Below are 22,867 nucleotides of genomic sequence, written 5' to 3'. Positions count from 1 at the left end.
GGCCGATATGCCAGAATCGAAGCATGCTTCGTTGGCTCACGGCCGGGGAATCCCACGGTCCCGAACTCATCGCCGTCCTGGAGGGCCTGCCCGCCGGGTCCCGGTGTCGCTCGACGCCATCCGCGCCGATCTCGCACGCCGCAAGCTCGGTTACGGCCGCGGCGCGCGCATGAAGTTCGAGCAGGACGCGCTGGACATCTCCGGCGGCGTGCGCCACGGCTTCAGCATGGGCAGCCCCATCGCGCTCCGCATCGGCAACACCGAGTGGCCGAAGTGGGTGGATGTGATGAGCGCCGAGCCGGTCGACCCCGAGGTGCTGAACTCCGGTCGCGGCGCCGCGCTGACCCGCCCGCGTCCGGGCCACGCCGACCTCGTCGGCATGCAGAAGTACGGCTTCGACGAGGCCCGTCCGGTCCTCGAGCGCGCCAGCGCGCGTGAGACGGCGGCCCGCGTCTCGCTGGGCGCCGTTGCCAAGGCCTTCCTCAACGAGCTCGGCATCACCCTGGTGAGCCACACGCTCTCGATCGGCCCGGTCCGCGTCCCCGAGGACTCCCCGCTTCCGCGCCCGACCGACGTCGACACGCTCGACGCCGACCCGCTGCGCTGCTTCGACCCCGCCACCTCCGAGCGCATGGTCGCCGAGGTGGATGCGGCCCACAAGGACGGCGACACCCTCGGCGGCGTCGTCGAGGTGCTCGCCTACGGCCTCCCGCCGGGGCTCGGCTCGCACGTCCACTGGGACCGCAAGCTCGACGCGCAGCTCGCGGCCGCGCTGATGGGCATCCAGGCGATCAAGGGCGTCGAGATCGGCGACGGCTTCCTCACGACGACCCGCCGCGGGTCCGAGGCGCACGACGAGCTGCTGGCCGAGGACGGCACGATCGTCCGCACCAGCGACAAGGCAGGCGGCACCGAGGGCGGGATGAGCACCGGCGGCGTGCTCCGCGTCCGCGCCGGGATGAAGCCGATCGCGACCGTCCCGCACGCGCTGCGGACCGTGGATGTGGCCACCAGCGAGGCCGCGCCGGCGCACCACCAGCGCTCCGACGTCTGTGCCGTGCCCGCCGCGGGCGTGGTGGCGGAGGCGATGGTCGCCCTGGTACTGGCGAACGCGGTGCTCGAGAAGTTCGGCGGCGACTCCGTGACCGAGACGGCGCGCAACCTGCGCGGCTACCTCGACGCGATCCCGCAGAACCTCACCACCGAGCGCGTCCACGCGCCGTACGCCTGACGCCGTGACGTCGCCCGACACGATCGCGCTGATCGGACCCCCGGCGGCGGGCAAGTCGCGCGTCGGCAAGCGGCTCGCCCGGCTGCTCCACCTGCCGTTCGTCGACACCGACGCGGTGGTGGTCTCCCTGCACGGCCCCATCCCCGAGATCTTCGCGACTCACGGCGAACCGTATTTCCGTGAGCGGGAGCGGGCCGCGGTCGCCGACGCGCTCCGGCATCCCGGCATCGTCTCGCTGGGCGGGGGAGCCGTGCTCGACCCGGCGACGCAGGCCGACCTCGCCGGCGCCCGCGTCGTTCTCCTCACCGTGCAGCCGGAGGCGATCGCCAAGCGGATCACCAACGGCAAGCGCCCCCTCATCACCGACCTCGACTCCTGGAAGCGCCTGGTCGCCTCCCGCAGCGAGCTGTACCAGTCGCTCGCCGACTACACGGCCGACACCTCGACCCGCCCGATCGACACCATCGCGGCCGAGATCGCCGCGTGGGTCCGCGACGGCGCCACGGAAGGACACGCATGACCGACGCACCCACCGAGATCCTCGTCGCTGGACGCGAGCCGTACCCGGTCGTCGTGGGCCGCGGCGTGCGCTTCGGCCTCGAGCCGTACCTGGGCAGCGGGGTGCGCAAGATCCTGCTCGTCCACCAGCCCACCCTCGGAGCAGCGGCCGCCGAGCTGCGCGAGTCGCTCGTCGACCGCTACGAGGTGCTGCTCGCCGAGATCCCGGACGCGGAGGCGGCCAAGCGCGTCGAGGTCGCGTCGTTCCTCTGGCAGATCATGGGGCAGGCGGACTTCACCCGCTCCGACGCGGTGATCGGCTTCGGCGGCGGCGCGGTCACCGACCTCGCCGGCTTCGTCGCGGCGACCTGGCTGCGCGGCGTGAAGCTCATCCAGGTGCCCACGACGCTGCTCGGGATGGTGGATGCGGCGGTCGGCGGCAAGACCGGCATCAACACGGCAGAGGGCAAGAACCTCGTCGGCGCGTTCTACGCGCCCGCCGCGGTGATCTGCGACCTCGACACCCTGTCGTCGCTCCCGCGCAACGAGCTGCTCGCCGGGTTCGCCGAGGTGGTAAAGTACGGCTTCATCGCCGAGCCGGAGATTCTCGACATCCTCGAAGCGGACGTCGACCGGGCGACGGACCCGAGAGCCCCGAGTTCCGCCGGCTGGTGGAGCTCTCCATCGGCATCAAGGCGCGGGTCGTGGGGAGGACTTCACCGAGCAGGGGCTCCGCGAGATCCTCAATTACGGCCACACCCTGGGCCACGCGATCGAGCACGCCGAGCGGTACCAGTGGCGGCACGGCGCGGCCGTCTCGGTCGGCATGGTGTTCGCCGCCGAACTGGCCCGGCTGAGCGGCCGGCTGAGCGACGAGGTCGTGGAGCGGCACCGCCGCATCCTGGAGTCCCTCACCCTGCCCGTCTCCTACCCGGCCGGCCGCTGGCAGACGCTGCTGGCGACCATGCAGCGCGACAAGAAGGCGCGGGGCAGTATGCTCCGATTCATCGTGCTCGACGACGTGGCGCGCCCGACGGTGCTGGCCGGCCCGGACCAGAGCCTGCTGTTCGCCGCATACCAGGAGGTGGGTTCGTGACCGACAAGACCGTGCTGCAGCGGTTCCAGGCGAAGGCCGGCGACGGCGTCGCGCTGGTGGTCGCGGACGACGACGATCGCGCGCTGCTCGGGGTCCTGCCGGAGGGCGCGACGGAGGCGGCGGTCGCGGACGCGGCGGTCGTCGCGACGGTCGTGCGCACCCGGGACGAGCTGCTGGCCCGCTACGCCGAGCAGCTGCCGGTAGCCACCGGTGCTCGTGCAGTCTGGGTCGTGTACCCGAAGGGCGGCCGCGCCGACGTGAACCGGGATGTGGTGGCCGGCGAAGCGCGCACCTACGGCTGGCGCGGGGTCAGCAACATCGCGGTCGACGAGACCTGGTCGGCGGTGCGCGTGCGCCCGCTGAAGGACGGAGAGGAGTGACGTGGCCGACATCCTGATCCTGAACGGCCCCAACCTCGGCCGTCTAGGCACGCGCGAGCCCGACGTGTACGGCTCGGGGACGCTCGACGACCTCCGCGCCGTCCTGCAGGAGGACGCGGGCGACGACCGCGTCGACCTGCGCCAGACCGACGACGAGGCGCAGCTGCTCGGCTGGCTGCATGAGGCCGCCGACTCCGGCGCGCCCGTCATCCTGAACGCCGGCGCGTGGACGCACTACTCGTACGCGCTGCGGGATGCGGTGTCCCTCGTGACGAAGGCCGGCGGCACCGTCGTCGAGGTGCACCTGTCCAATCCGCACGCCCGCGAGGAGTTCCGGCACACCAGCGTGCTCACCGCCGTCTCCACCGGCGTCATCGCCGGTTTCGGCTTCGAGTCGTACCGGCTGGCGCTGGCGTTCATTCGCCGAAACGGGCGCTGACGTCTAGAATCCTCTGGGGCCTTCTGCGCTCCCCGCATCTTTCTCTCACCAACGAAACGGAACATCCTCTTGGCTTCTACCGCTGACATCAAGAACGGCGTCGTCCTCAGCATCGACGGACAGCTCTGGACCGTGATCGAGTTCCAGCACGTCAAGCCGGGCAAGGGCGGTGCGTTCGTCCGCACCAAGCTCAAGAACGTCACGACGGGCAAGACGGTCGACCGCACCTACAACGCCGGCGCCAAGATCGACATCACCAACGTCGACCGCCGCGACTACCAGTACCTGTACCAGGACGGCGCGGACTTCGTGTTCATGGACACCTCCGACTACGACCAGATCACCATCCCGGGCCCGGTCGTCGGCGACGCCGCCAACTTCATGCTCGAGAACCAGAACGTGACCGTCGCGCTGCACGAGGGCTCGCCGCTCTATGTCGAGCTCCCGGCCTCCGTCGTGCTCGAGATCACCTACACCGAGCCGGGCCTCCAGGGCGACCGCTCGACCGGCGGCACCAAGCCCGCGACCGTCGAGACCGGCTACCAGATCCAGGTCCCGCTGTTCCTCGAGACCGGCACGAAGGTCAAGGTCGACACCCGCACGGGCGACTACCTCGGCCGCGTCAACGACTAGATGAGCGCGCGCACCAAGGCCCGTAAGCGCGCCCTCGACGTCCTCTACAGCGCCGACCTGCGGCAGACGCCGCTGCGCCAGGCGCTCGCGACCGAGGCCGAGCGCGCGGCATCCCAGCCCGCGCGCGAGGCCTCGTGGCTCTACGCCCGCGAGATCCTCGACGGCGTCATCGAGCACCAGGACGAGATCGACGAGCAGATCGAGACGTACGCGCAGGGGTGGACGCTCGCCCGCATGCCCGCCGTCGACCGCGCCATCCTGCGCATCGGCGTCTGGGAGGTTCTGTACAACGACGAGGTGCCGGACGGCGTCGCGATCTCCGAGGCGGTCGAGGCCGCGACGGTGCTCTCGACGGACGACTCGGCCGGATTCGTGAACGGCCTCCTCGCCAAGATCGCCCAGGCCAACGGCTCGGCGAACCGCGGATGAGCGCCCGTCTGCGCCGGATCGCGGCGGCCGTCGTGCTCGCGGTCGGCGTGGGTGTGGCCGCGGCAGGATGCTCGCTGCTCGGCGGCGCGTCCAACGTGCCGGTGGCGACGGACGCGCCCCCGAAGGGCACGGATGGCGCGGTCGACTTCGACGGCGGCTTCATCACCGCAGGGGACGGCGCGAAGAAGGTCGACATCTGGTTCGACGCGATGTGCCCGGTCTGCGGCGCGTTCGAGAAGGCCAACGGCGAGACCCTGGCGAAGGCCGTCGACAGCGGCGACATCACGCTGCGCTTGCACCCGCTGACGTTCCTCGACGCGGTCTCGAACGGCACGGGCTACTCGACCCGCGCGGCCGCCGCGTTGACGTGCGTCGCCGTGACCGACGAGAACGCCGTCCTGCCGTTCTACCAGGCGCTGTTCACCGACCAGCCGGAGGAGAACTCCGACGGTCTGACGGACAAGGAGCTCGCGAAGCGCGCGAGCGACGCGGGAGCGGGGGACATCTCGGCCTGCCTCGCCGACAGCGGGCCCTACCAGGCATGGGCGCAGCGGAACACGGCGAACTCGCAGAAGGGCCCGATCGAGGTCGACGGCAAGAAGGTGCTCGACGTGATCAAGGGCACCCCGACCGTCCTCGTGAACGGCAAGCAGTATCCCGGCGGCGTGACCGACGAGAAGGCGTTCACCGCTTTCCTCGCCGACCACTGACCCGGTCTCCAACGCTGCTGTCTGCGGTGGTTTGGAACGTCTGCGTTGGGGCGACCCGGCGCAGACGTTCCGAAGTGCCGCAGACACTGCTGGTAGGGTGGAGGCCGTAGGCATCCTTTAAGAGCCGTCCTGTGAGGCGGGGAAGGAGGTCGGCATGACAGCGCGTACCGTGCTGCAGCAGGCTGACATCGCCCGGGCGTTGACTCGGATCTCCCACGAGATCCTCGAGTCCAACCGGGGAACGGACGAGCTGGTGATCCTCGGGATCCCGACCCGCGGCGTCGTGCTCGCGCGGCGGATCGCCGAGAACATCCAGCGCATCGAACCGGCGGCGATCCACTCGCCCGCCGACATCGTGGGCGCGCTCGACGTGACCATGTACCGCGACGACCTGTCGCGGCATCCCACCCGCACCCCGCAGCCGACCTCGCTGCCCGGGTCGATCGACGGCAAGACCGTGGTGCTCGTGGACGACGTGCTCTTCTCAGGCCGCACCATCCGGGCCGCGCTCGACGCGATCAGCGACCTCGGCCGCCCGCGGGCGGTGCGCCTCGCGGTGCTGGTCGACCGCGGTCACCGCGAGCTGCCCATCCGGGCGGACTTCGTGGGCAAGAACCTGCCGTCGGCGGCCTCCGAGCGCATCTACGTGCGGCTCGCCGAGACGGACGGCGAGGAGTCGGTGACCATCGAGGAGCCGGCTGGGGTGGACGCATGAGGCACCTGCTCTCCACGCGCGGGCTGTCGCGCGACGACGCCATCCAGCTGCTCGACGTCGCCGAGGACATGGCGGACGTGCAGGAGCGCGAGGTCAAGAAGCTCCCGACCCTGCGCGGCAAGACGGTCGTCAACCTGTTCTTCGAGGACTCGACCCGCACCCGCATCTCGTTCGAGGCCGCGGCCAAGCGGCTCTCGGCCGACGTGATCAACTTCTCCGCCAAGGGCTCCAGCGTGAGCAAGGGCGAGAGCCTGAAGGACACGGCCCAGACGCTGCAGGCGATGGGCGCGGACGCGGTGGTCATCCGCCACGGCTCTTCCGGCGCCCCGCAGACGCTCGCGACGAGCGGGTGGATCGACGCCGGCATCCTGAACGCGGGCGACGGCACGCATGAGCACCCGACGCAGGCGCTGCTGGACGCGTTCACCATGCGTCGGCGGCTGCATGGCTCCGCCTCGCGCGGGAAGGACCTCGCGGGCGTGTCTGTCGCGATCGTGGGCGACATCCTGCACTCCCGCGTCGCGCGGTCGAACGTGTGGCTGCTGCAGACCCTCGGGGCCGAGGTGACGCTGGTCGCGCCTCCGACGCTGCTCCCGGTCGGCATCGACGGCTGGCCCGTGCGCGTCCGCTACGACCTGGACGAGTCGATCGCCGAGAGCCCGGACGTGGTGATGATGCTCCGCATCCAGGCCGAGCGGATGAACGACGCGTTCTTCCCCAACTCCCGCGAATACGCGCGCACCTGGGGACTGGACGACGAACGGCTCGGCCGGCTCAAGGCCGATAGCATTGTGATGCACCCTGGGCCGATGAACCGCGGGCTGGAGATCTCGGCCGCGGCCGCGGACTCCCCGCGTTCGACGGTCCGGGAGCAGGTCGCGAACGGTGTCTCCGTGCGGATGGCGGCCCTGTACCTGCTGCTGAGCGGGAATGACAGCGGCAGCGGTAGCGGGCAGGTGGTGTGAGGTGAGTGTGGAGAAGTTCCTGATCGTCGGCGCGACGCTGGCCGACGGCTCCCGTGCCGACCTGCTGGTCGACGGCGGACGGATCGCCGAGGTCGGCACCGGGCTGAGCGCCGCGGGCGCGACCCGGATCGACGCGGACGGACTTCTGGCGTTGCCGGGACTGGTCGACCTGCACACCCACCTGCGCGAGCCCGGCTACGAGCAGAGCGAGACCGTGCTGACGGGCACCCGGGCCGCCGCGGCGGGCGGCTTCACCGCGGTGTTCGCCATGGCGAACACGTCTCCCGTCGCCGACACCGCCGGGGTCGTGGAGCAGGTGCTGAGCCTGGGGGAGGCCGCCGGCTACGCCACGGTCCGCCCGATCGGCGCGGTCACCGTGGGCCTCGCGGGGGAGCGGCTCGCCGAGCTCGGCGCGATGGCCGCGTCCCGTGCCCGCGTCCGCGTCTTCTCGGACGACGGCAAATGCGTCTCCGACCCGCTGCTGATGCGCCGTGCGCTCGAGTACGTGAAGGCGTTCGACGGCGTCATCGCCCAGCACGCGCAGGAGCCCCGGCTCACCGAGGGCGCCCAGATGAACGAGGGCGAGCTCTCCGGCGAGCTCGGGTTGGCGGGCTGGCCGGCGGTCGCCGAGGAGTCGATCATCGCCCGGGATGTGCTGCTCGCCGAGCATGTCGGCTCCCGGCTCCACGTGTGCCACGTCTCCACCGCGGGCAGCGTCGACGTGATCCGCTGGGCAAAGGCCCGGGGGATCGACGTCACCGCCGAGGTCACGCCGCACCACCTGGCGCTGACCGAGGAGCTGGCCTCCGGCTACGACGCGCGCTACAAGGTGAACCCGCCCCTCCGTCGTGGGGAGGACGTGGAGGCGCTGCGCGCCGGCCTCGCGGACGGCACGATCGACATCGTCGCCACTGACCACGCTCCGCATCCTGTCGAGTCGAAGGACTGCGAGTGGGATGCGGCGGCGTTCGGCATGGTCGGCCTGGAGTCGGCGCTGTCGGTCGTGCAGGCCAGCGTCGTCGACAACGGGATGCTCGGCTGGACCGACGTCGCCCGCGTGCTCTCGGCGACGCCGGCGCGGATCGGCCGGCTCGACGGCCACGGCGGCCCGCTCGAGCCCGGGGCCGCGGCGAACCTGTTCCTCTACGACCCGACCGTGTCACGGACGTTCTCGACCGAGGACCTCGCGGGCAAGGGCGTCAACTCCCCGTACCTCGGCCTCACCCTGCCGGGCCGGGTCGTCGCGACCTTCCACCAGGGCCGCCCGACCGTGCTCGACGGCGTCGTGCGCGACGCCGAGGAGGTGGGAGCCCGTGGATAAGCTGCTCCCCACCCTCGGCATCCTGGCGGTCGTCGTCATCGTCCTGGCCCTCGCGATCGTCGGCTGGCGCCGCCGCGTGCGACGCGACAGCGGCGCGGGCGCCGGCTACTCCACGCCCGGGACGCTGAGCGCTCCGACGGCGGAGACGGACGCCCTGTACGTCGCCACGACGAAAGCCGGTCAGCATCTCGAGCGTCTGGCGCTCCCGGGGCTCGCGTTCCGCGGAAAGGCCGTGGTGACCGTCCGGCCCGAGGGCGTCGCGATCGCGGTGACCGGCGAGACGCCGGTGTTCATCCCGGCCGCGGTCGTCACCGGCGTCGGCGCGGCGAGCGTCGCCATCGACCGCGCGGTCGAGCGCGACGGCCTGCTCCGCCTCGGGTGGACCACCAGCGGCGGCACGGCCGCCGACAGCTACTTCCGGGTCGTCGACCCGGCCGGCCGCGCGCAGTTGACCGCGGCCATCCACGAAATCGTCCCCGGAGCAGCCGCTCCGGACGCGGCGGGCGAGTCCCGCCCGAACGACAAGGAGGTGTGACGTGCTCGCAACAGACCCCGCGGTGCTCGTCCTCGAAGACGGAACACGCTACGTCGGCCGGGCCTACGGCGCCCGCGGACGCACGCTCGGCGAGGCCGTCTTCGCGACCGGCATGACCGGCTACCAGGAGACCCTGACCGACCCGTCGTACGCCGGGCAGATCGTCCTCCAGACGGCGCCCCACATCGGCAACACGGGCACCAACGACGAGGACATGGAGTCGCGGCAGATCTGGGTCGCGGGCTACGTCGTCCGCGAGCCCAGCCGCGTCGTCTCGAACTTCCGCGCCCAGCGCAGCCTCGACGACGACCTCGTCGCGCAGGGCGTGGTGGGGATCAGCGGCATCGACACGCGCGCGGTGACGCGTCACATCCGCTCGGCCGGAGCGATGCGCTCCGGCATCTTCTCGGGCGACGACTTCGACCTGAGCGAGAGCGAGCAGCTGGAGCTGGTGCTCGCCGGCGAGAAGATGCGCGGCCGCAACCTGTCGGCCGAGGTGTCGACGGTCGAGCCTTACACGGTCCCGGCCGTCGGCGAGAAGGTCGGCTCGGTCGCCGTGCTCGACCTCGGCGTCAAGAAGTCGACCCTCGAGAACCTGGCCGCTCGCGGCCTCGACGTGCACGTGCTCCCGCAGCAGGTGTCGGCGCAGGATGTGCTCGGGCTCGGCGTCTCGGCGCTGTTCTTCTCGAACGGCCCGGGCGACCCGCAGGCGTCCGACAAGCACGTCGCCCTGCTGCAGGAGACGCTGCGCGCCGGCCTGCCGTACTTCGGCATCTGCTTCGGCAACCAGCTGCTCGGCCGCGCGCTCGGGCTCGACACGTACAAGCTGCCGTTCGGCCACCGCGGGATCAACCAGCCGGTGCTCGACAAGCGCACCGGCCGCGTCGAGATCACCGCCCAGAACCACGGCTTCGCGGTGAAGGCCCCGATCGACGCCGCGTTCGACTCGCCCGCCGGCTTCGGCCGCGTCGAGGTGAGCCACTTCTCGCTCAACGATCAGGTCGTGGAGGGGCTCAACTGCCTCGACCTCAACGCCTTCAGCGTGCAGTACCACCCGGAGGCGGCGGCCGGCCCGCACGACGCCAACTACCTCTTCGACCGGTTCCTGGACATGATTCGCGCCCAGCACTCCGAGAACGCCACGAACAACCAGGAGAACGCCTGATGCCCAAACGCGACGACATCAACTCCGTCCTCGTCATCGGCTCCGGCCCGATCGTCATCGGGCAGGCCGTGGAATTCGATTACTCCGGCACGCAGGCGTGCCGCGTGCTCAAGGCCGAGGGCGTGCGTGTCATCCTGGTCAACTCCAACCCGGCGACGATCATGACCGACCCCGACTTCGCCGACGCGACCTACGTCGAGCCGATCACCTGGCAGGTCATCGAGACGATCATCGCCAAGGAGAAGCCGGACGCCATCCTGCCGACCCTGGGCGGCCAGACCGCGCTCAACGCGGCCATGCAGCTGCACGAGCACGGCATCCTCGAGAAGTACGGCGTCGAGCTGATCGGCGCGAAGTTCGAGGCCATCCAGAAGGGCGAGGACCGCCAGATCTTCAAGGAGCTGGTCGTCGAGGCCGGCGCCGAGGTCGCGCGCTCGCACATCGCTCACACCGTCGAGGAGGCGCTCGAGTTCGCCGAGGATCTCGGCTACCCGCTCGTCGTCCGCCCGTCGTTCACCATGGGCGGCCTCGGATCGGGCTTCGCGTACACGCCGGAGGAGCTGCGCCGGATCGCCGGCGACGGCATCCACCAGAGCCCGACCAGCGAGGTGCTCCTGGAGGAGTCCATCCTCGGCTGGAAGGAGTACGAGCTCGAGCTCATGCGCGACACCGCCGACAACACGGTCGTCGTCTGCTCCATCGAGAACGTCGACCCGGTCGGCGTGCACACCGGCGACTCGATCACCGTCGCCCCGGCGCTCACGCTGACCGACCGCGAGTACCAGAAGCTGCGCGACATCGGCATCGACATCATCCGCGCCGTCGGCGTCGACACCGGCGGCTGCAACATCCAGTTCGCGGTGAACCCCGAGAACGGCCGCATCATCGTCATCGAGATGAACCCGCGCGTCTCGCGGTCGTCGGCCCTGGCGTCGAAGGCGACCGGCTTCCCGATCGCGAAGATCGCGGCCAAGCTGGCCATCGGCTACCGCCTGGACGAGATCCCGAACGACATCACCAAGGTGACGCCGGCGAGCTTCGAGCCGACGCTCGACTACATCGTCGTCAAGGTTCCCCGGTTCGCGTTCGAGAAGTTCCCGGCCGCCGACCCGACGCTGACCACGACCATGAAGTCGGTCGGCGAGGCGATGGCGATCGGCCGCTCCTTCACCAGCGCCCTGCAGAAGGCGCTGCGGTCGCTGGAGAAGCGCGGGTCGTCGTTCCACTGGGGCGAGCAGACGCGCACCGTGGACGAGCTCCTCGCCTCCATCGCGACGCCGACCGACGGCCGCATCGTCGACGTGCAGCAGGCGCTCCGCCTCGGCGCGACGCCGGAGCAGGTCTTCGAGGCGACCAAGATCGACCCCTGGTTCATCGACCAGATCGTCCTGATCAACGAGGTCGCCGACCTGATCCGGGATGCGCCGACCCTCGACACCGAGACGCTGCGCTACGCCAAGGACCACGGCTTCTCCGACGCCCAGATCGGCGAGCTGCGCGGCTTCGGCGAGGCCGACGTTCGCGAGGTGCGCCACATCCTCGGCGTGCGCCCGGTCTACAAGACGGTCGACACCTGCGCGGGCGAGTTCCCGGCGCTCACGCCGTACCACTACTCCAGCTACGACCTGGAGACCGAGGTGGAGCCGAGCGACAAGCGCAAGGTCGTCATCCTGGGCTCCGGCCCGAACCGCATCGGCCAGGGCGTCGAGTTCGACTACTCGTGCGTGCACGCGTCGTTCGCGCTGCACGACGCCGGGTTCGAGACGATCATGATCAACTGCAACCCGGAGACGGTGTCGACCGACTACGACACCAGCGACCGGCTCTACTTCGAGCCGCTGACGCTGGAGGACGTGCTGGAGGTCATCCACGCGGAGTCGCAGACCGGCGAGCTGGTGGGCGTCGTCGTCCAGCTCGGCGGCCAGACCGCCCTCGGGCTCGCGAAGGGCCTCGAGGCGGCGGGCGTCCCGATCCTGGGCACCACGCCGGAGGCGATCGACCTGGCGGAGGAGCGCGGGCTGTTCGCGGGCATCCTCGAGAACGCGGGACTGGTGGCGCCGAAGAACAGCACCGCGGTCGACTACCCGTCGGCGGCGCACGCGGCCGAGCAGATCGGCTACCCGGTGCTGGTCCGCCCGAGCTTCGTGCTCGGCGGCCGCGGCATGGAGATCGTGTACGACAACGCCTCCCTCGCCGACTACTTCGAGCGCGTCGCGGGCCAGGGGATCGTCGGCCCGTCGCATCCGCTGCTCGTGGACCGCTTCCTCGACGACGCGATCGAGATCGACGTCGACGCGCTCTACGACGGCGAGCGGCTGTACATCGGCGGCGTGATGGAGCACATCGAGGAGGCCGGGGTCCACTCGGGCGACTCGTCGTGCACCCTCCCCCCCATCACGCTCGGCCGCCGCGAGATCGACCGGGTGCGCGAGGCGACCCTCAAGATCGCCGAGGGGATCGGGGTGCGCGGCCTGCTCAACGTGCAGTTCGCGATCGGCGCCGGTGTGCTCTACGTGCTGGAGGCCAACCCGCGCGCGTCCCGCACCGTGCCGTTCGTGTCCAAGGCGCTCGGCATCCCGCTGGCGAAGGCCGCGTCGCGGCTCATGGTCGGCGAGACGATCGACGGCCTGATCGCCGAGGGGCTGCTGCCCGCGGAGGACGGCTCGCTCATCCCGATGGACTCGCCCGTCGCGGTCAAGGAGGCTGTGCTGCCGTTCAAGCGGTTCCGCACGAAGGAGGGCACGGTCGTCGACTCGGTGCTCGGCCCGGAGATGCGCTCGACCGGCGAGGTCATGGGCATCGACAAGGACTTCCCGACCGCGTTCGCGAAGAGCCAGTCGGCCGCCTACGGCGGGATGCCGCTGACCGGCACCGCCTTCGTCTCGGTCTCCGACCGCGACAAGCGGGCCGTGGTCTTGCCGGTGCTGCGCCTGGCGCAGCTCGGCTTCGGGATCGTCGCCACCGAGGGCACCGCCGAGGTGCTCAACCGCAACGGCATCGAGGCGCGCATCGTGCGCAAGCACAGCGACGCGCTGGAGTCGGGCGGCGACTCGATCGTCGACATCATCAACCGGTCCGAGGTGGATGTGGTGATCAACACTCCGAGCGGGCGCTCGGCGCGCGCCGACGGGTACGAGATCCGCGCGGCGGCCGTGGCGGCGGACAAGCCGCTGTTCACGACCATCGCCGAGCTGAGCGCCGCGGTCGCGTCGCTGGACGCCATCCGGGAGGGCTTCGACGTGAAGTCGCTGCAGGAGTACGCCGTGGAGAGGGCCGCCCGCGCATGACGTTCGGCGACCGGCTCGCGCAGGTCTTCGCCGCGCGCGGCCGGCTCTGCGTCGGCATCGACCCCCACGCCCACCTGCTGGAGGCGTGGGGGCTGCCGGCGAGCGCCGACGGCCTGCGGTCGTTCGGGCTGACGGTCGTCGAGGCCGCCGCCGGACGCGCGGGCATCGTCAAGCCGCAGGTCGCGTTCTACGAGCGGTTCGGAGCCGCCGGCTACGCGGCCCTGGAGGACGTGCTGGCCGCCGCGCGCGAGGCCGGTCTGCTGGTGATCGCCGACGCCAAGCGCGGCGACATCGGCACCAGCGTCACGGCGTACGCCGAGGCGTGGCTGACTCCGGGATCGCGGCTCGAGGCCGACGCGCTGACCGTCGCCGCGTACATGGGCGTCGGGTCGCTGGACGCGACGATGGCGCTGGGGGAGCGGGCGGGCAAGGGCCTGTTCGTGCTGGCCGCCACCTCCAATCCGGAGGCCGCGGCCGTGCAGCAGGCGATCGTGCAGAGCGGGCCGTGGACCGGGCGGTCCGTCGCTCGTGCGATCATCGAAGACGTGCATGCGTTCAACCAGGAGCAGCCGGGCCGGCGCCCGTTCGGCACCGTCGGGCTGGTGCTCGGCGCGACCGTCGAGCTCGCCGACTACGGGATCGACGTCCAGACCGCGGGGGAGCGGACGCCCGCCCTGCCGGTGCTCGCCCCGGGCTTCGGCCACCAGGGCGCGAAGGTCGAGGATGCTCCGCGGCTGTTCGGGTCGCTCGCGGCCGGCGTGATCGTGAGCGAGTCCCGCGGGCTGCTGAACGCGGGGCCGCAGGGGCTGGCGGACGCGATCGACCGCCGCGCCGAGGAGGTGCGGGCCGCGCATGTCTGACGCCGCAGCATCCACCGACCGCGGCGTCCGGCCGGCTCCGCCCGAGGTCGACCGGCAGGCAGCCTCACAGGCCGCCGTGGCCGCGCGGCGCGCTCGTGCCGCCGTGAAGGCCTCCATCGCCTCCCGCGAGGTCTCGCCGCTGACCGTGCTCGACCACGCGACCGCCGACCCCGAAGGCGTCGAGGGCCGTCTGCGCGTGACCGAGTTCCTGCTCAGCGTGCCCGCGATCGGGCAGACCAAGATGCAGGAGGCGCTCGACCGCCTCCAGATCTCGCCGGCGAAGCGGCTCGGCGGCCTCGGCCGGCACCAGCGGCTGCGCCTCCGCGAGTTCCTGATCGAGCGCGAGAACCGGAGCCTGCGCCAGCGCAACCGCCTCGTCGTGCTCGCCGGCCCGACCGCGGTCGGCAAGGGCACGGTCTCCACGTACATCCGGGAGAACTACCCGGATGTGCTGCTCTCGGTCTCCGCGACCACGCGCAAGCCCCGGCCGGGTGAGGTCGACGGCGTCAACTACTACTTCGTCGACGATGCCGAGTTCGACCGGATGATCGTCGAGGGCGAGCTCCTGGAGCACGCGACCGTGCACAACGCCTACCGCTACGGCACGCCGCGCGCGCCGATCGAGCAGGCGCTGGCCGCCGGCCGCAGCGTGCTGCTGGAGATCGACCTCCAGGGCGCACGCCAGGTGCGGGCGTCCATGCCGGAGGCGCGGCTCATCTTCCTGCTCCCGCCGACGTGGGAGGAGCTGGTCCGGCGCCTGATCGGACGGGGCACTGAGGACGCGGCCGAGCAGCAGCGGCGGCTGGAGACCGCGAAGGTCGAGCTGGCCGCCCAGGACGAGTTCGACTACAAGGTCGTCAACCACGACGTCGCGACCGCGGCCCGCGAGGTCGTAGACTTGATGAAGGTCCGCGCGGCGCCGTCGCGTCCGTGAGCCCTCTTTCCGCGCCCTTGCCGGCGCGCCCACCGTCCCCGGCCGCGTGACGCGGCCGTCGATCGGGTCACCGCGCCCGGTCGCCCAGAACAAGGAGCAGCCCGCTATGGCAACCAGCAACAACGGCATCATCGACCCGCCCATCGACGACCTCCTGTCGCGCGTCGAGTCGAAGTACGCGCTCGTGATCTTCGCCTCGAAGCGGGCCCGCCAGATCAACGACTACTACGCCGACCTGCACGAGGGCAGCCTCTTCGACAACGTCGGCCCGCTGGTCGACTCCTCGGTCGACGACAAGCCGCTCTCGGTGGCGCTGCACGAGATCAACGAGGACAAGCTCGTCATCAAGCCCATCTCCGCGGAGTAACGCGAGACCCAGCAGCAGTACAGCCGCAGACCATCGCAGCCGGGGAGCCCCCGGCCGAGGAGAGGTGCCGCCGTTGAGCCCACGATTGACCGTCGTCGTCGGAGTGACCGGCGGCATCGCCGCATACAAGGCCGTCGGAGTGATCCGCGCCCTGGTCCTCGAAGGGCATTCGGTGCACGTGGTCGCCACCGAGGCGGCACTGCGGTTCGTGGGGCGTCCGACGCTGGAGGCGATCAGCCGCAACCCGGTCGCGACCGACCTGTACGAGGGCGTCGCCGAGGTGCGGCACGTGGCGATCGGGCAGTCGGCCGACCTCATCGTGATCGCGCCCGCGACGGCGAACACCATCGCCAAGCTCGCCGCGGGAATCGCCGACGACCTCCTCGGCAACACGGTCCTGGCATCCACCGCCCCGCTGGTGATCGCGCCGGCGATGCACACCGAGATGTGGCGCAACCCGGCGACCGTCGCGAACATCGCGACGCTGCGCGGCCGCGGCGTGACCATCGTGGGCCCGGCGAGCGGTCAGCTGACCGGCAACGACTCCGGACCCGGCCGCATGGAGGAGCCCGAGGTCATCGTGCGGGCGGCCCTCCGCGCCGCGGGTGCGACCCCGCGCGCGGTCGGGGCGCCCGCTCCCGTCGCGCTGCCCGCCGCATCCACCGTCAACGACGTGGTCGTGCTGTCCGAGCGCCGCCGGGCCAACGAGGCCGCGCGCCTTCCGCGCGGCGGCGTCGACCTGGCCGGCAAGCGCGTAGTCGTGACCGCTGGAGGGACGCGCGAGCCGCTCGACCCGGTGCGATTCCTCGGCAATCGGTCCAGCGGACGCCAGGGCGTCGCGATCGCCGCCGCCGCACAGGCCCGCGGAGCCGAGGTCGTCCTCATCGCCGCGCACCTCGAGGTCGAGCCGCCGGAGGGCGTCGAGCTGATCGAGGTGCAGACCGCGCTCGAGCTGCAGGAGGCGGTGACCGAGGCCGCGCGCGCCGCCGACATCGTCGTGATGACGGCCGCCGTCGCCGACTACCGCCCGGCCGAGACCCGCGACGCCAAGATCAAGAAGGCCGACCAGGGCGACACCCTGACGCTCGAGCTGGTCGCCAATCCCGACATCCTCGCCGGGCTCGCGGCCAACCGCCGCGACGGCCAGGTCGTCGTCGGTTTCGCCGCCGAGACCGAGCCCGACCCGCAGGCCCTCATCGAGCTGGGCCGCACCAAGCTCGAGCACAAGGGCAGCGACTTCCTGGTGCTCAACCAGGTCGGCTGGTCGCAGGGCTTCGCAACGGAGAGCAACGAGGTCGTGGTCCTGCGGAGGGGCGGCGATATAGTGATGGAGGCCTCGGGCAGCAAGTTGTCGGTGGCCGACCGTATCCTCGACGTCATCGCATAATCACGTCGCCGATCCGGTCGCGTGCTCAGCCCATTCGACCCCGGGAGAACCATGGCAGATCTGCGTCTCTTCACGTCCGAGTCCGTCACCGAGGGTCACCCGGACAAGATCTGCGACCAGATCTCCGACAGCATCCTGGATGCGCTCCTCACCGTCGACCCGCACAGTCGGTCCGCGGTCGAGACGCTGGTCACGACCGGCCTCGTGCACGTCGCGGGCGAGGTGACCTCGAAGGGCTACGTCGAGATCCCGGCCCTGGTGCGCAACAAGCTGGTCGAGATCGGCTACGACTCGTCCGACGTGAGCTTCGACGGCACCCAGTGCGGCGTCTCCGTCTCGATCGGCGCGCAGTCGCCCGACATCGCGCAGGGCGTCGACAACGCGCTCGAGACCCGCGCCGAGCAGAGCCACGACGACCTCGACCGCCAGGGCGCGGGCGACCAGGGCATCATGTTCGGCTACGCCACCACCGAGACCCCGCAGTACATGCCGCTGCCGATCTGGCTGGCTCACCGCCTCGCCGAGCGCCTGGCCTCGGTGCGCAAGGACGGCACGCTCGACTACCTCCGCCCGGACGGCAAGACCCAGGTCACCATCGGCTACGAGGGGGCCGTGCCCAAGTCGGTGCAGACGGTCGTGCTGTCGACGCAGCACGCGCCGCACGTCTCGAACGAGCAGCTGCAGGCCGAGATCGTCGAGGAGGTCATCAACCCGGTACTGCACGGGGCCGGGCTCGAGACGTCCCACATCCGGACGCTGATCAACCCGACCGGCCGCTTCGAGATCGGCGGGCCGAAGGGCGACGCGGGGCTCACCGGCCGCAAGATCATCGTCGACACCTACGGCGGCGCGTCCCGGCACGGCGGCGGCGCCTTCTCGGGCAAGGACCCGTCGAAGGTCGACCGCTCGGCCGCGTACGCGATGCGCTGGGTCGCCAAGAACGCCGTGGCGGCGGGCTTCGCCGACCGGCTCGAGGTGCAGATCGCGTACGCGATCGGCAAGGCCGCCCCGGTCGGCCTCTACGTCGAGACGTTCGGCACCGCGAAGGTGCCGGAGGAGCGCATCATCCGCGCCATCCAGGACGTCTTCGACCTGCGTCCTGCAGCGATCATCCGCGACCTCGACCTGCTGCGCCCGATCTACGCGCGGACCGCGACCTACGGCCACTTCGGCCGCGAGCTCCCCGAGTTCACCTGGGAGGCGCTCGACCGCGTCGACGACCTGCGCTCGGCCGCAGGACTCTGAGCGTGGCGGCGGCCGCACGGGTCGCCCGGGTGGTCATCGACTCCCCGCTCCCGCAGCTTGACCACCTCTTCGACTACGCCATCCCCGAGGAGCTCGCCGACGCGGCGGTGCCCGGCGTGCGCGTGCGCGTGCCGCTGCGCTCCGCGGGCCGGGTGGCCGACGGGTACCTCGTCGAGGTCGGTGCGCCGGATGACGCGTTCGAGGGGACGCTGAGCCCGATCGAGGCGGTGGTGTCGCCGGCGCAGGTGCTGACGCCCGAGGTGTGGCGTCTGGCGCGGCGGCTCGCCGACCGCAGCGCCGGGACCGCGAGCGACATCCTGCGCCTGGCCGTGCCCGGGCGGATGGTGCGTGTCGAGAAGGCATGGCTCGCGTCGCGTCCCGAATCGAGTGGTGAGCAGATGTCACCAGCAGACGCCGATGGCGACCAGATGTCACCATCGGCTGGCGCTGCCGGGCCGGTGGTCCCGGTGCGCGGGTACGGCGAGCGGGTGCTGGAGGATGCGGTGGCCCGCGACGAACGGATCGCGTTGCGTGCCATCCCGCGTCTGGTCCCGCTGCCCGACGGCACGTGGGTCGGGGAGTGGGCGGTCACCCTGGCCGCGCTGGCCGCGGACTGCTGGCGCGGCGGACGGAGCGCCATCGTGGCCGTGCCGGACCACCGCGACCTGGAGCAGCTCGCCGCCGCCCTCGCCGCGGTCGCGCCGCCGGAGGCCGTGGTGCGCGCCGACGCCGGGCAGGCGAACGCCGATCGGTACCGCGGGTTCCTGGAGGCGCTGTCCGGTCCGCGCATCGTCATCGGCAACCGGTCGGTCGTCTACGCGCCCGCGTCCCGCCTCGGCCTGCTGGTGGTCTGGGAGGACAGCGACCCGCTGCACGCCGAGCCGCTGAGCCCGTACGTCCACACGCGGGATGCGGCGCTGGTCCGCCAGGAGCTGGAGGGCTGTGCGCTCGTGCTGAGCGGCAACATCCGGAGCGTCGAGGCGCAGCGGCTGGTCGAGCTCGGCTGGCTGCGCGACGTCGGCCCCGAGCGCGCCCTCACGCCGAAGATCGTGCTCACCGCCAACCAGCAGGCTCCGGAGCCGATGGCGCGCGCGGCGCGGATCCCCTCGACCGCCTGGCGCACGGCCCGCGAGGCGCTGGACGGGTCGAGCGGGCGACCCCGCGGGCCGGTGCTCGTGCAGGTCGCGCGCCCCGGATACGCACCGGTGATCGCGTGCGCGAACTGCGGCCAGGCCGCCCGGTGCACGTACTGCAAAGGTCCGCTGCACCAGACCCGGGCCGGCGCACCGCCGTCGTGCACCGTCTGCGGACGTCTCGCCACCGACTGGCAGTGCGAGCACTGCGAGCACCGGCGGTTCCGGATGGTGACGGTCGGCTCCGGCCGTACCGCCGAGGAACTGGGACGGGCGTTCCCCGGCACGCGCGTCATCCTCGCCGACGGCGACCACCCGGTCCAGCGCATCGGGTCGGCGCCGGCCCTGGTCGTCGCGACGCGGGGCGCCGAGCCCATCGCCGAGGGCGGCTACCAGGCCGTGCTGCTCCTCGACGGCGAGCGGATGCTCGCGCGCGAATCCCTGCATGTCGCCGAGGACTGCCTCCGCTGGTGGCAGAGCGCCGCCGGACTCGCCGCGCCGGGGGCACCGACCGTGCTGGTCGGCGTGTCCGGGCCGCTCGCCCGCGACTTCGCGACCGGCCGCCTGGTCGAGTTCGCGCACGCCGAGCTGGTGGACCGCCGCGAGCTGCGCTTCCCGCCCGCCGTCCGGCTGGCGTCGGTGACCGGCGCCGAGGCCACCGTGACGGAGGTGCTGGAGGCGGTGGACGCGTCCCTCCTCATCGATGTGCTCGGCCCGGCGCCGGTCGAGCCCGACGGCGCATCGGCCCGGCGAGCCGGCCCGGACCAGGTGCGGGCGGTGCTGCGCTTCGAGTACGCGCACGGCGGCGACGTGGCGGCGGCGGTACGCGCGGCCGTCGTCAAGAACGCGACCCGCCGCCGCCGCGCGCCCGCCGGCCGCCCCGGCTACCGCCCCGCGCCGACGCTCCGCGTCCGCTTCGACGACCCCGAGATCCTGTAGCCCCGCGCGAACCCGCATCCATGGGTCGCAACACGCCGTTATCGCGCGCGCGTAGCGGCGTGTTGCGCCCCATGGGCGGGGTGCGGTGGCGCCCACGCGCACCCGGCCGCCGACGACGCGTCTGGTTGACGCGACACGCCGCAATACCTGCGCTGCGGGCGGCGTGTTGCGTCAACCAGGGCGACGGCGGCGTGAGGCGGCGCGGAGTAGGCTGGGTGGCCGTCCCGAACCGAAAGAACCTTCTCCATGCGCATCGTCTTCGCCGGCACCCCGGCCGTCGCCATCCCGTCGCTCGAGGCCGTCGCCGCGCGCCACGAGGTGGTCGCCGTCGTTACCCGCGAGGATGCGCCCCTCGGCCGCAAGCGCGTGCTCACGCCGTCGCCGGTGGCAGACGCCGCTGAGCGTCTCGGCCTTCCCGTGATCAAGGCGAACCGGCTGCGGGAGGAGGTGACCGACCGCATCCGCGAGCTGGCGCCCGACCTCGGCGTCGTCGTCGCGTACGGCGGCCTGGTGCGCGAGCCGCTGCTGTCGCTGCCGCGACTGGGATGGGTCAACCTGCACTTCTCGCTGCTCCCGCGCTGGCGCGGCGCGGCCCCGGTCCAGCACGCCATCATCGCGGGCGACACGGAGACGGGCGCGGCGGTGTTCCACCTCGTGCCCGAGCTCGACGCGGGCGACGTGTACGCCGAGCTGCACCGTCCCATCGGCCCGGACGAGACCGCCGGCGAGCTGCTCGACGCCCTGGCCGTCGATGGCGCGGCGTTGCTGGCCGACACCGCCGACGCCCTCGCCGCCGGGACCGCGCGTGCCGTACCGCAGCAGGGAGAGTCGAGACCGGCCCCCAAGCTCACCCTCGACGACGCGCGCCTCGACCTCACCGAGCCGGCGCACCGCGTCTACGCCCGCCTGCGCGGCGTGACGCCCGAGCCGGGCGCGTTCGCTCTGTTCGGCGGCGAGCGCTTCAAGGTGCTGGCCGCCCGCCGCACCGACGGCGAGCCGCCGCTCGCCCCGGGCGTCGTCGAGGCGCGCGATCGCCGCATCCTGGTCGGTACGGGCACCGACCCGCTCGAGCTGGTCACCGTCCAGCCGGCCGGCAAGCGCGCGATGGCGGCGGCCGACTGGATGCGCGGCGCCGCGCAGTCCGCCGACGAAGGCCTGGTGCTCTCGTGACCCCGCGCCCCGACGCCCGTGCCCGCGGCAACCGCCCGTCCCGCCCGCAGCAGACGCACGTGCAGCCCGCCCGCCGGGTCGCCTTCGACGTGCTGCAGGCGGTTCGGGAGTCCGACGCCTACGCCAACCTGCTCCTCCCGACCCGGATCGCGCGCGCCGCGCTCTCCTCGGCCGATGCAGCCCTTGCAACCGAGCTGACCTACGGCACCCTCCGGATGCAGGGCTACTACGACCGCGTCATCGAGATCGCCGCGGGCCGTCCGGTCGACCGGATCGACCCGCCGCTGCTCGACGTGCTCCGCCTCGGCGCGCACCAGCTGCTGTCCACCCGTGTGGCCGCGCACGCGGCGGTCAACGAGTCGGTCGGCCTGGCCCGCACGGTCGGGAGCCGCTCGGGCACGGGGTTCGTCAACGGCGTCCTCCGCGAGATCGGCCGCCACACCCCGGAGGAGTGGCGCCAGCAGGTCGCCGCCCGCGCGAAGAACGAGGACGACCGGCTCGCTTCCCTGCACTCGCATCCGGTCTGGGTGATCCGCGCGTTCCGCCGCGCTCTCGACGCGGAGGGTCGCGTCGACGAGCTGGAGGCGCTGCTGGAGGCCGACAACACGGCACCGCGGGTCAACCTGATCGCACTGCCGGGCCTCGCCGACGAGCCGGAGGGCGCGCGTCCCGACCGCTTCTCGCCTCCGGGCTTCACGACAGGCGGGGGAGACCCGCAGCGCCTGGTCGAGGAGGCGGACGGCCGCATCCGCGTGCAGGACGAGGGCTCGCAGCTGGCCGCCCTCGCGCTGACGCGCGCACAGCCCGTCGTGCCGGGCGAACGCTGGCTCGACCTGTGCGCGGGTCCCGGCGGAAAGGCGGCGCTGCTCGCGGCGGAGGCGCTGGCCGGTGGAGCATCGCTGGTCGCCAACGAGCTGGTGCCCGCCCGCGCCGAGCTGGTCCGTCGCGCGCTCGCGCCGGTGCCGCTCGAGGTCCCCGTCTGGGAGCAGGACGGCACGGTCATCGGGACGGAGAACCCGGAGGCGTTCGACCGCATCCTGCTCGACGCGCCGTGCACCGGGCTCGGTGCCCTCCGCCGCCGCCCGGAGGCCCGGTGGCGCAAGACGCCCCGCGACGTCGCCGAGCTGACGGTGCTGCAGGCGGCGCTGCTCGACTCCGCGATCGCCGCGCTGAAGCCCGGAGGACTGCTCGCCTACGTCACGTGCTCGCCGCACGTCGCCGAGACCCGCGGCATCGTGCAGGATGCCCTCGACCGGCATTCCGGCGTCCTGCAGCTCGAGCCGACCGCCGAGCTCGTGCAGGCTTTCGTGAACGAGCGCATGGACCTCGCCGGCGACAGAAGCACGGTGCAGCTGTGGCCGCACCGCCATGTCACCGACGCCATGTTCATCGCCCTGCTGCGCAAGACCGCCGACGCCCCGGCCTAGG

The 22,867-nt window shown here is 72.1% G+C and carries 20 protein-coding genes and 2 pseudogenes; all 22 read left to right on the top strand.

Annotated features, from left to right (window positions below):
- Positions 1–23 precede the first annotated feature (23 nt).
- The 22 genes and pseudogenes from A0130_03720 (at position 24) to A0130_03615 (ending at position 22,866) form a co-directional block, all read left to right on the top strand.
- Positions 24–1,231 (top strand): annotated as a pseudogene (locus tag A0130_03720) (chorismate synthase).
- A gap of 4 nt (positions 1,232–1,235) precedes the next feature.
- Entirely contained in the window at positions 1,236–1,751 is a 516-nt protein-coding gene (locus tag A0130_03715) for a shikimate kinase (GenBank protein ANF30908.1), read from the top strand.
- Positions 1,748–2,825 (top strand): annotated as a pseudogene (locus tag A0130_03710) (3-dehydroquinate synthase). Before A0130_03715 ends, A0130_03710 begins: the two are co-directional and overlap by 4 nt.
- Complete coding sequence (locus A0130_03705; protein ANF30907.1) at positions 2,822–3,205, top strand: hypothetical protein; 384 nt, start codon at positions 2,822–2,824, stop codon at positions 3,203–3,205. Before A0130_03710 ends, A0130_03705 begins: the two are co-directional and overlap by 4 nt.
- Before the next feature lies 1 nt (position 3,206).
- Positions 3,207–3,644 carry a 3-dehydroquinate dehydratase gene (locus tag A0130_03700; protein ID ANF30906.1) on the top strand — a complete coding sequence of 146 codons (438 nt, stop codon included), beginning with the start codon at positions 3,207–3,209 and terminating at the stop codon, positions 3,642–3,644.
- Between the two features lie 69 nt (positions 3,645–3,713).
- Positions 3,714–4,277, top strand: coding sequence for an elongation factor P (locus tag A0130_03695; GenBank protein ID ANF30905.1), 564 nt, complete (start codon positions 3,714–3,716; stop codon positions 4,275–4,277).
- Positions 4,278–4,706: a transcription antitermination factor NusB gene (locus tag A0130_03690; protein ANF30904.1), complete on the top strand. Its 429-nt coding sequence runs from the start codon at positions 4,278–4,280 to the stop codon at positions 4,704–4,706.
- Positions 4,703–5,416: a hypothetical protein gene (locus tag A0130_03685; protein ID ANF30903.1), complete on the top strand. Its 714-nt coding sequence runs from the start codon at positions 4,703–4,705 to the stop codon at positions 5,414–5,416. Before A0130_03690 ends, A0130_03685 begins: the two co-directional genes overlap by 4 nt.
- Before the next feature lie 154 nt (positions 5,417–5,570).
- Entirely contained in the window at positions 5,571–6,131 is a 561-nt protein-coding gene (locus tag A0130_03680) for a bifunctional pyr operon transcriptional regulator/uracil phosphoribosyltransferase (protein ID ANF30902.1), read from the top strand.
- Positions 6,128–7,096 (top strand): aspartate carbamoyltransferase, encoded by a 969-nt coding sequence (locus A0130_03675; GenBank protein ID ANF30901.1) that lies wholly within the window; start codon positions 6,128–6,130, stop codon positions 7,094–7,096. The genes A0130_03680 and A0130_03675 overlap by 4 nt, the downstream gene beginning before the upstream one ends.
- Positions 7,062–8,417: a dihydroorotase gene (locus A0130_03670; GenBank protein ID ANF30900.1), complete on the top strand. Its 1,356-nt coding sequence runs from the start codon at positions 7,062–7,064 to the stop codon at positions 8,415–8,417. The genes A0130_03675 and A0130_03670 overlap by 35 nt, the downstream gene beginning before the upstream one ends.
- A 1-nt stretch (position 8,418) precedes the next feature.
- Complete coding sequence (locus A0130_03665) at positions 8,419–8,952, top strand: hypothetical protein (GenBank protein ANF33280.1); 534 nt, start codon at positions 8,419–8,421, stop codon at positions 8,950–8,952.
- A 22-nt stretch (positions 8,953–8,974) separates the two neighbouring features.
- A complete protein-coding gene (locus tag A0130_03660; protein ANF33279.1) occupies positions 8,975–10,117 on the top strand; it encodes a carbamoyl phosphate synthase small subunit in 1,143 nt (380 codons plus the stop codon).
- Positions 10,117–13,404 carry a carbamoyl phosphate synthase large subunit gene (gene carB, locus A0130_03655; protein ID ANF30899.1) on the top strand — a complete coding sequence of 1,096 codons (3,288 nt, stop codon included), beginning with the start codon at positions 10,117–10,119 and terminating at the stop codon, positions 13,402–13,404. The genes A0130_03660 and carB overlap by 1 nt, the downstream gene beginning before the upstream one ends.
- Positions 13,401–14,264, top strand: coding sequence for an orotidine 5'-phosphate decarboxylase (locus A0130_03650; protein ID ANF30898.1), 864 nt, complete (start codon positions 13,401–13,403; stop codon positions 14,262–14,264). Before carB ends, A0130_03650 begins: the two co-directional genes overlap by 4 nt.
- The gene (locus tag A0130_03645) at positions 14,257–15,198 is read left to right on the top strand and encodes a guanylate kinase (protein ID ANF30897.1); all 942 of its coding nucleotides are present in this window, start codon (positions 14,257–14,259) and stop codon (positions 15,196–15,198) included. Before A0130_03650 ends, A0130_03645 begins: the two co-directional genes overlap by 8 nt.
- Before the next feature lie 106 nt (positions 15,199–15,304).
- Positions 15,305–15,565 carry a DNA-directed RNA polymerase subunit omega gene (locus tag A0130_03640; protein ANF30896.1) on the top strand — a complete coding sequence of 87 codons (261 nt, stop codon included), beginning with the start codon at positions 15,305–15,307 and terminating at the stop codon, positions 15,563–15,565.
- Positions 15,566–15,650: 85 nt separating this feature from the next.
- Positions 15,651–16,952 (top strand): phosphopantothenoylcysteine decarboxylase, encoded by a 1,302-nt coding sequence (locus A0130_03635; protein ID ANF30895.1) that lies wholly within the window; start codon positions 15,651–15,653, stop codon positions 16,950–16,952.
- Positions 16,953–17,003: 51 nt separating this feature from the next.
- Positions 17,004–18,197, top strand: coding sequence for a methionine adenosyltransferase (locus tag A0130_03630; GenBank protein ID ANF30894.1), 1,194 nt, complete (start codon positions 17,004–17,006; stop codon positions 18,195–18,197).
- A gap of 2 nt (positions 18,198–18,199) precedes the next feature.
- The gene (locus A0130_03625) at positions 18,200–20,269 is read left to right on the top strand and encodes a preprotein translocase subunit SecA (GenBank protein ID ANF30893.1); all 2,070 of its coding nucleotides are present in this window, start codon (positions 18,200–18,202) and stop codon (positions 20,267–20,269) included.
- 246 nt (positions 20,270–20,515) lie between these two features.
- On the top strand, positions 20,516–21,439 hold the full coding sequence (locus A0130_03620; GenBank protein ANF30892.1) for a methionyl-tRNA formyltransferase: 924 nt from the start codon (positions 20,516–20,518) through the stop codon (positions 21,437–21,439).
- Positions 21,436–22,866, top strand: a complete 1,431-nt coding sequence (locus tag A0130_03615; protein ID ANF30891.1) for a methyltransferase — start codon at positions 21,436–21,438, stop codon at positions 22,864–22,866. The genes A0130_03620 and A0130_03615 overlap by 4 nt, the downstream gene beginning before the upstream one ends.
- Position 22,867 lies beyond the last annotated feature (1 nt).

This window comes from Leifsonia xyli, assembly GCA_001647635.1.
Lineage (GTDB): Bacteria > Actinomycetota > Actinomycetes > Actinomycetales > Microbacteriaceae > Leifsonia > Leifsonia xyli_A.
This window is presented reverse-complemented; position numbering and strand designations above follow the sequence as displayed.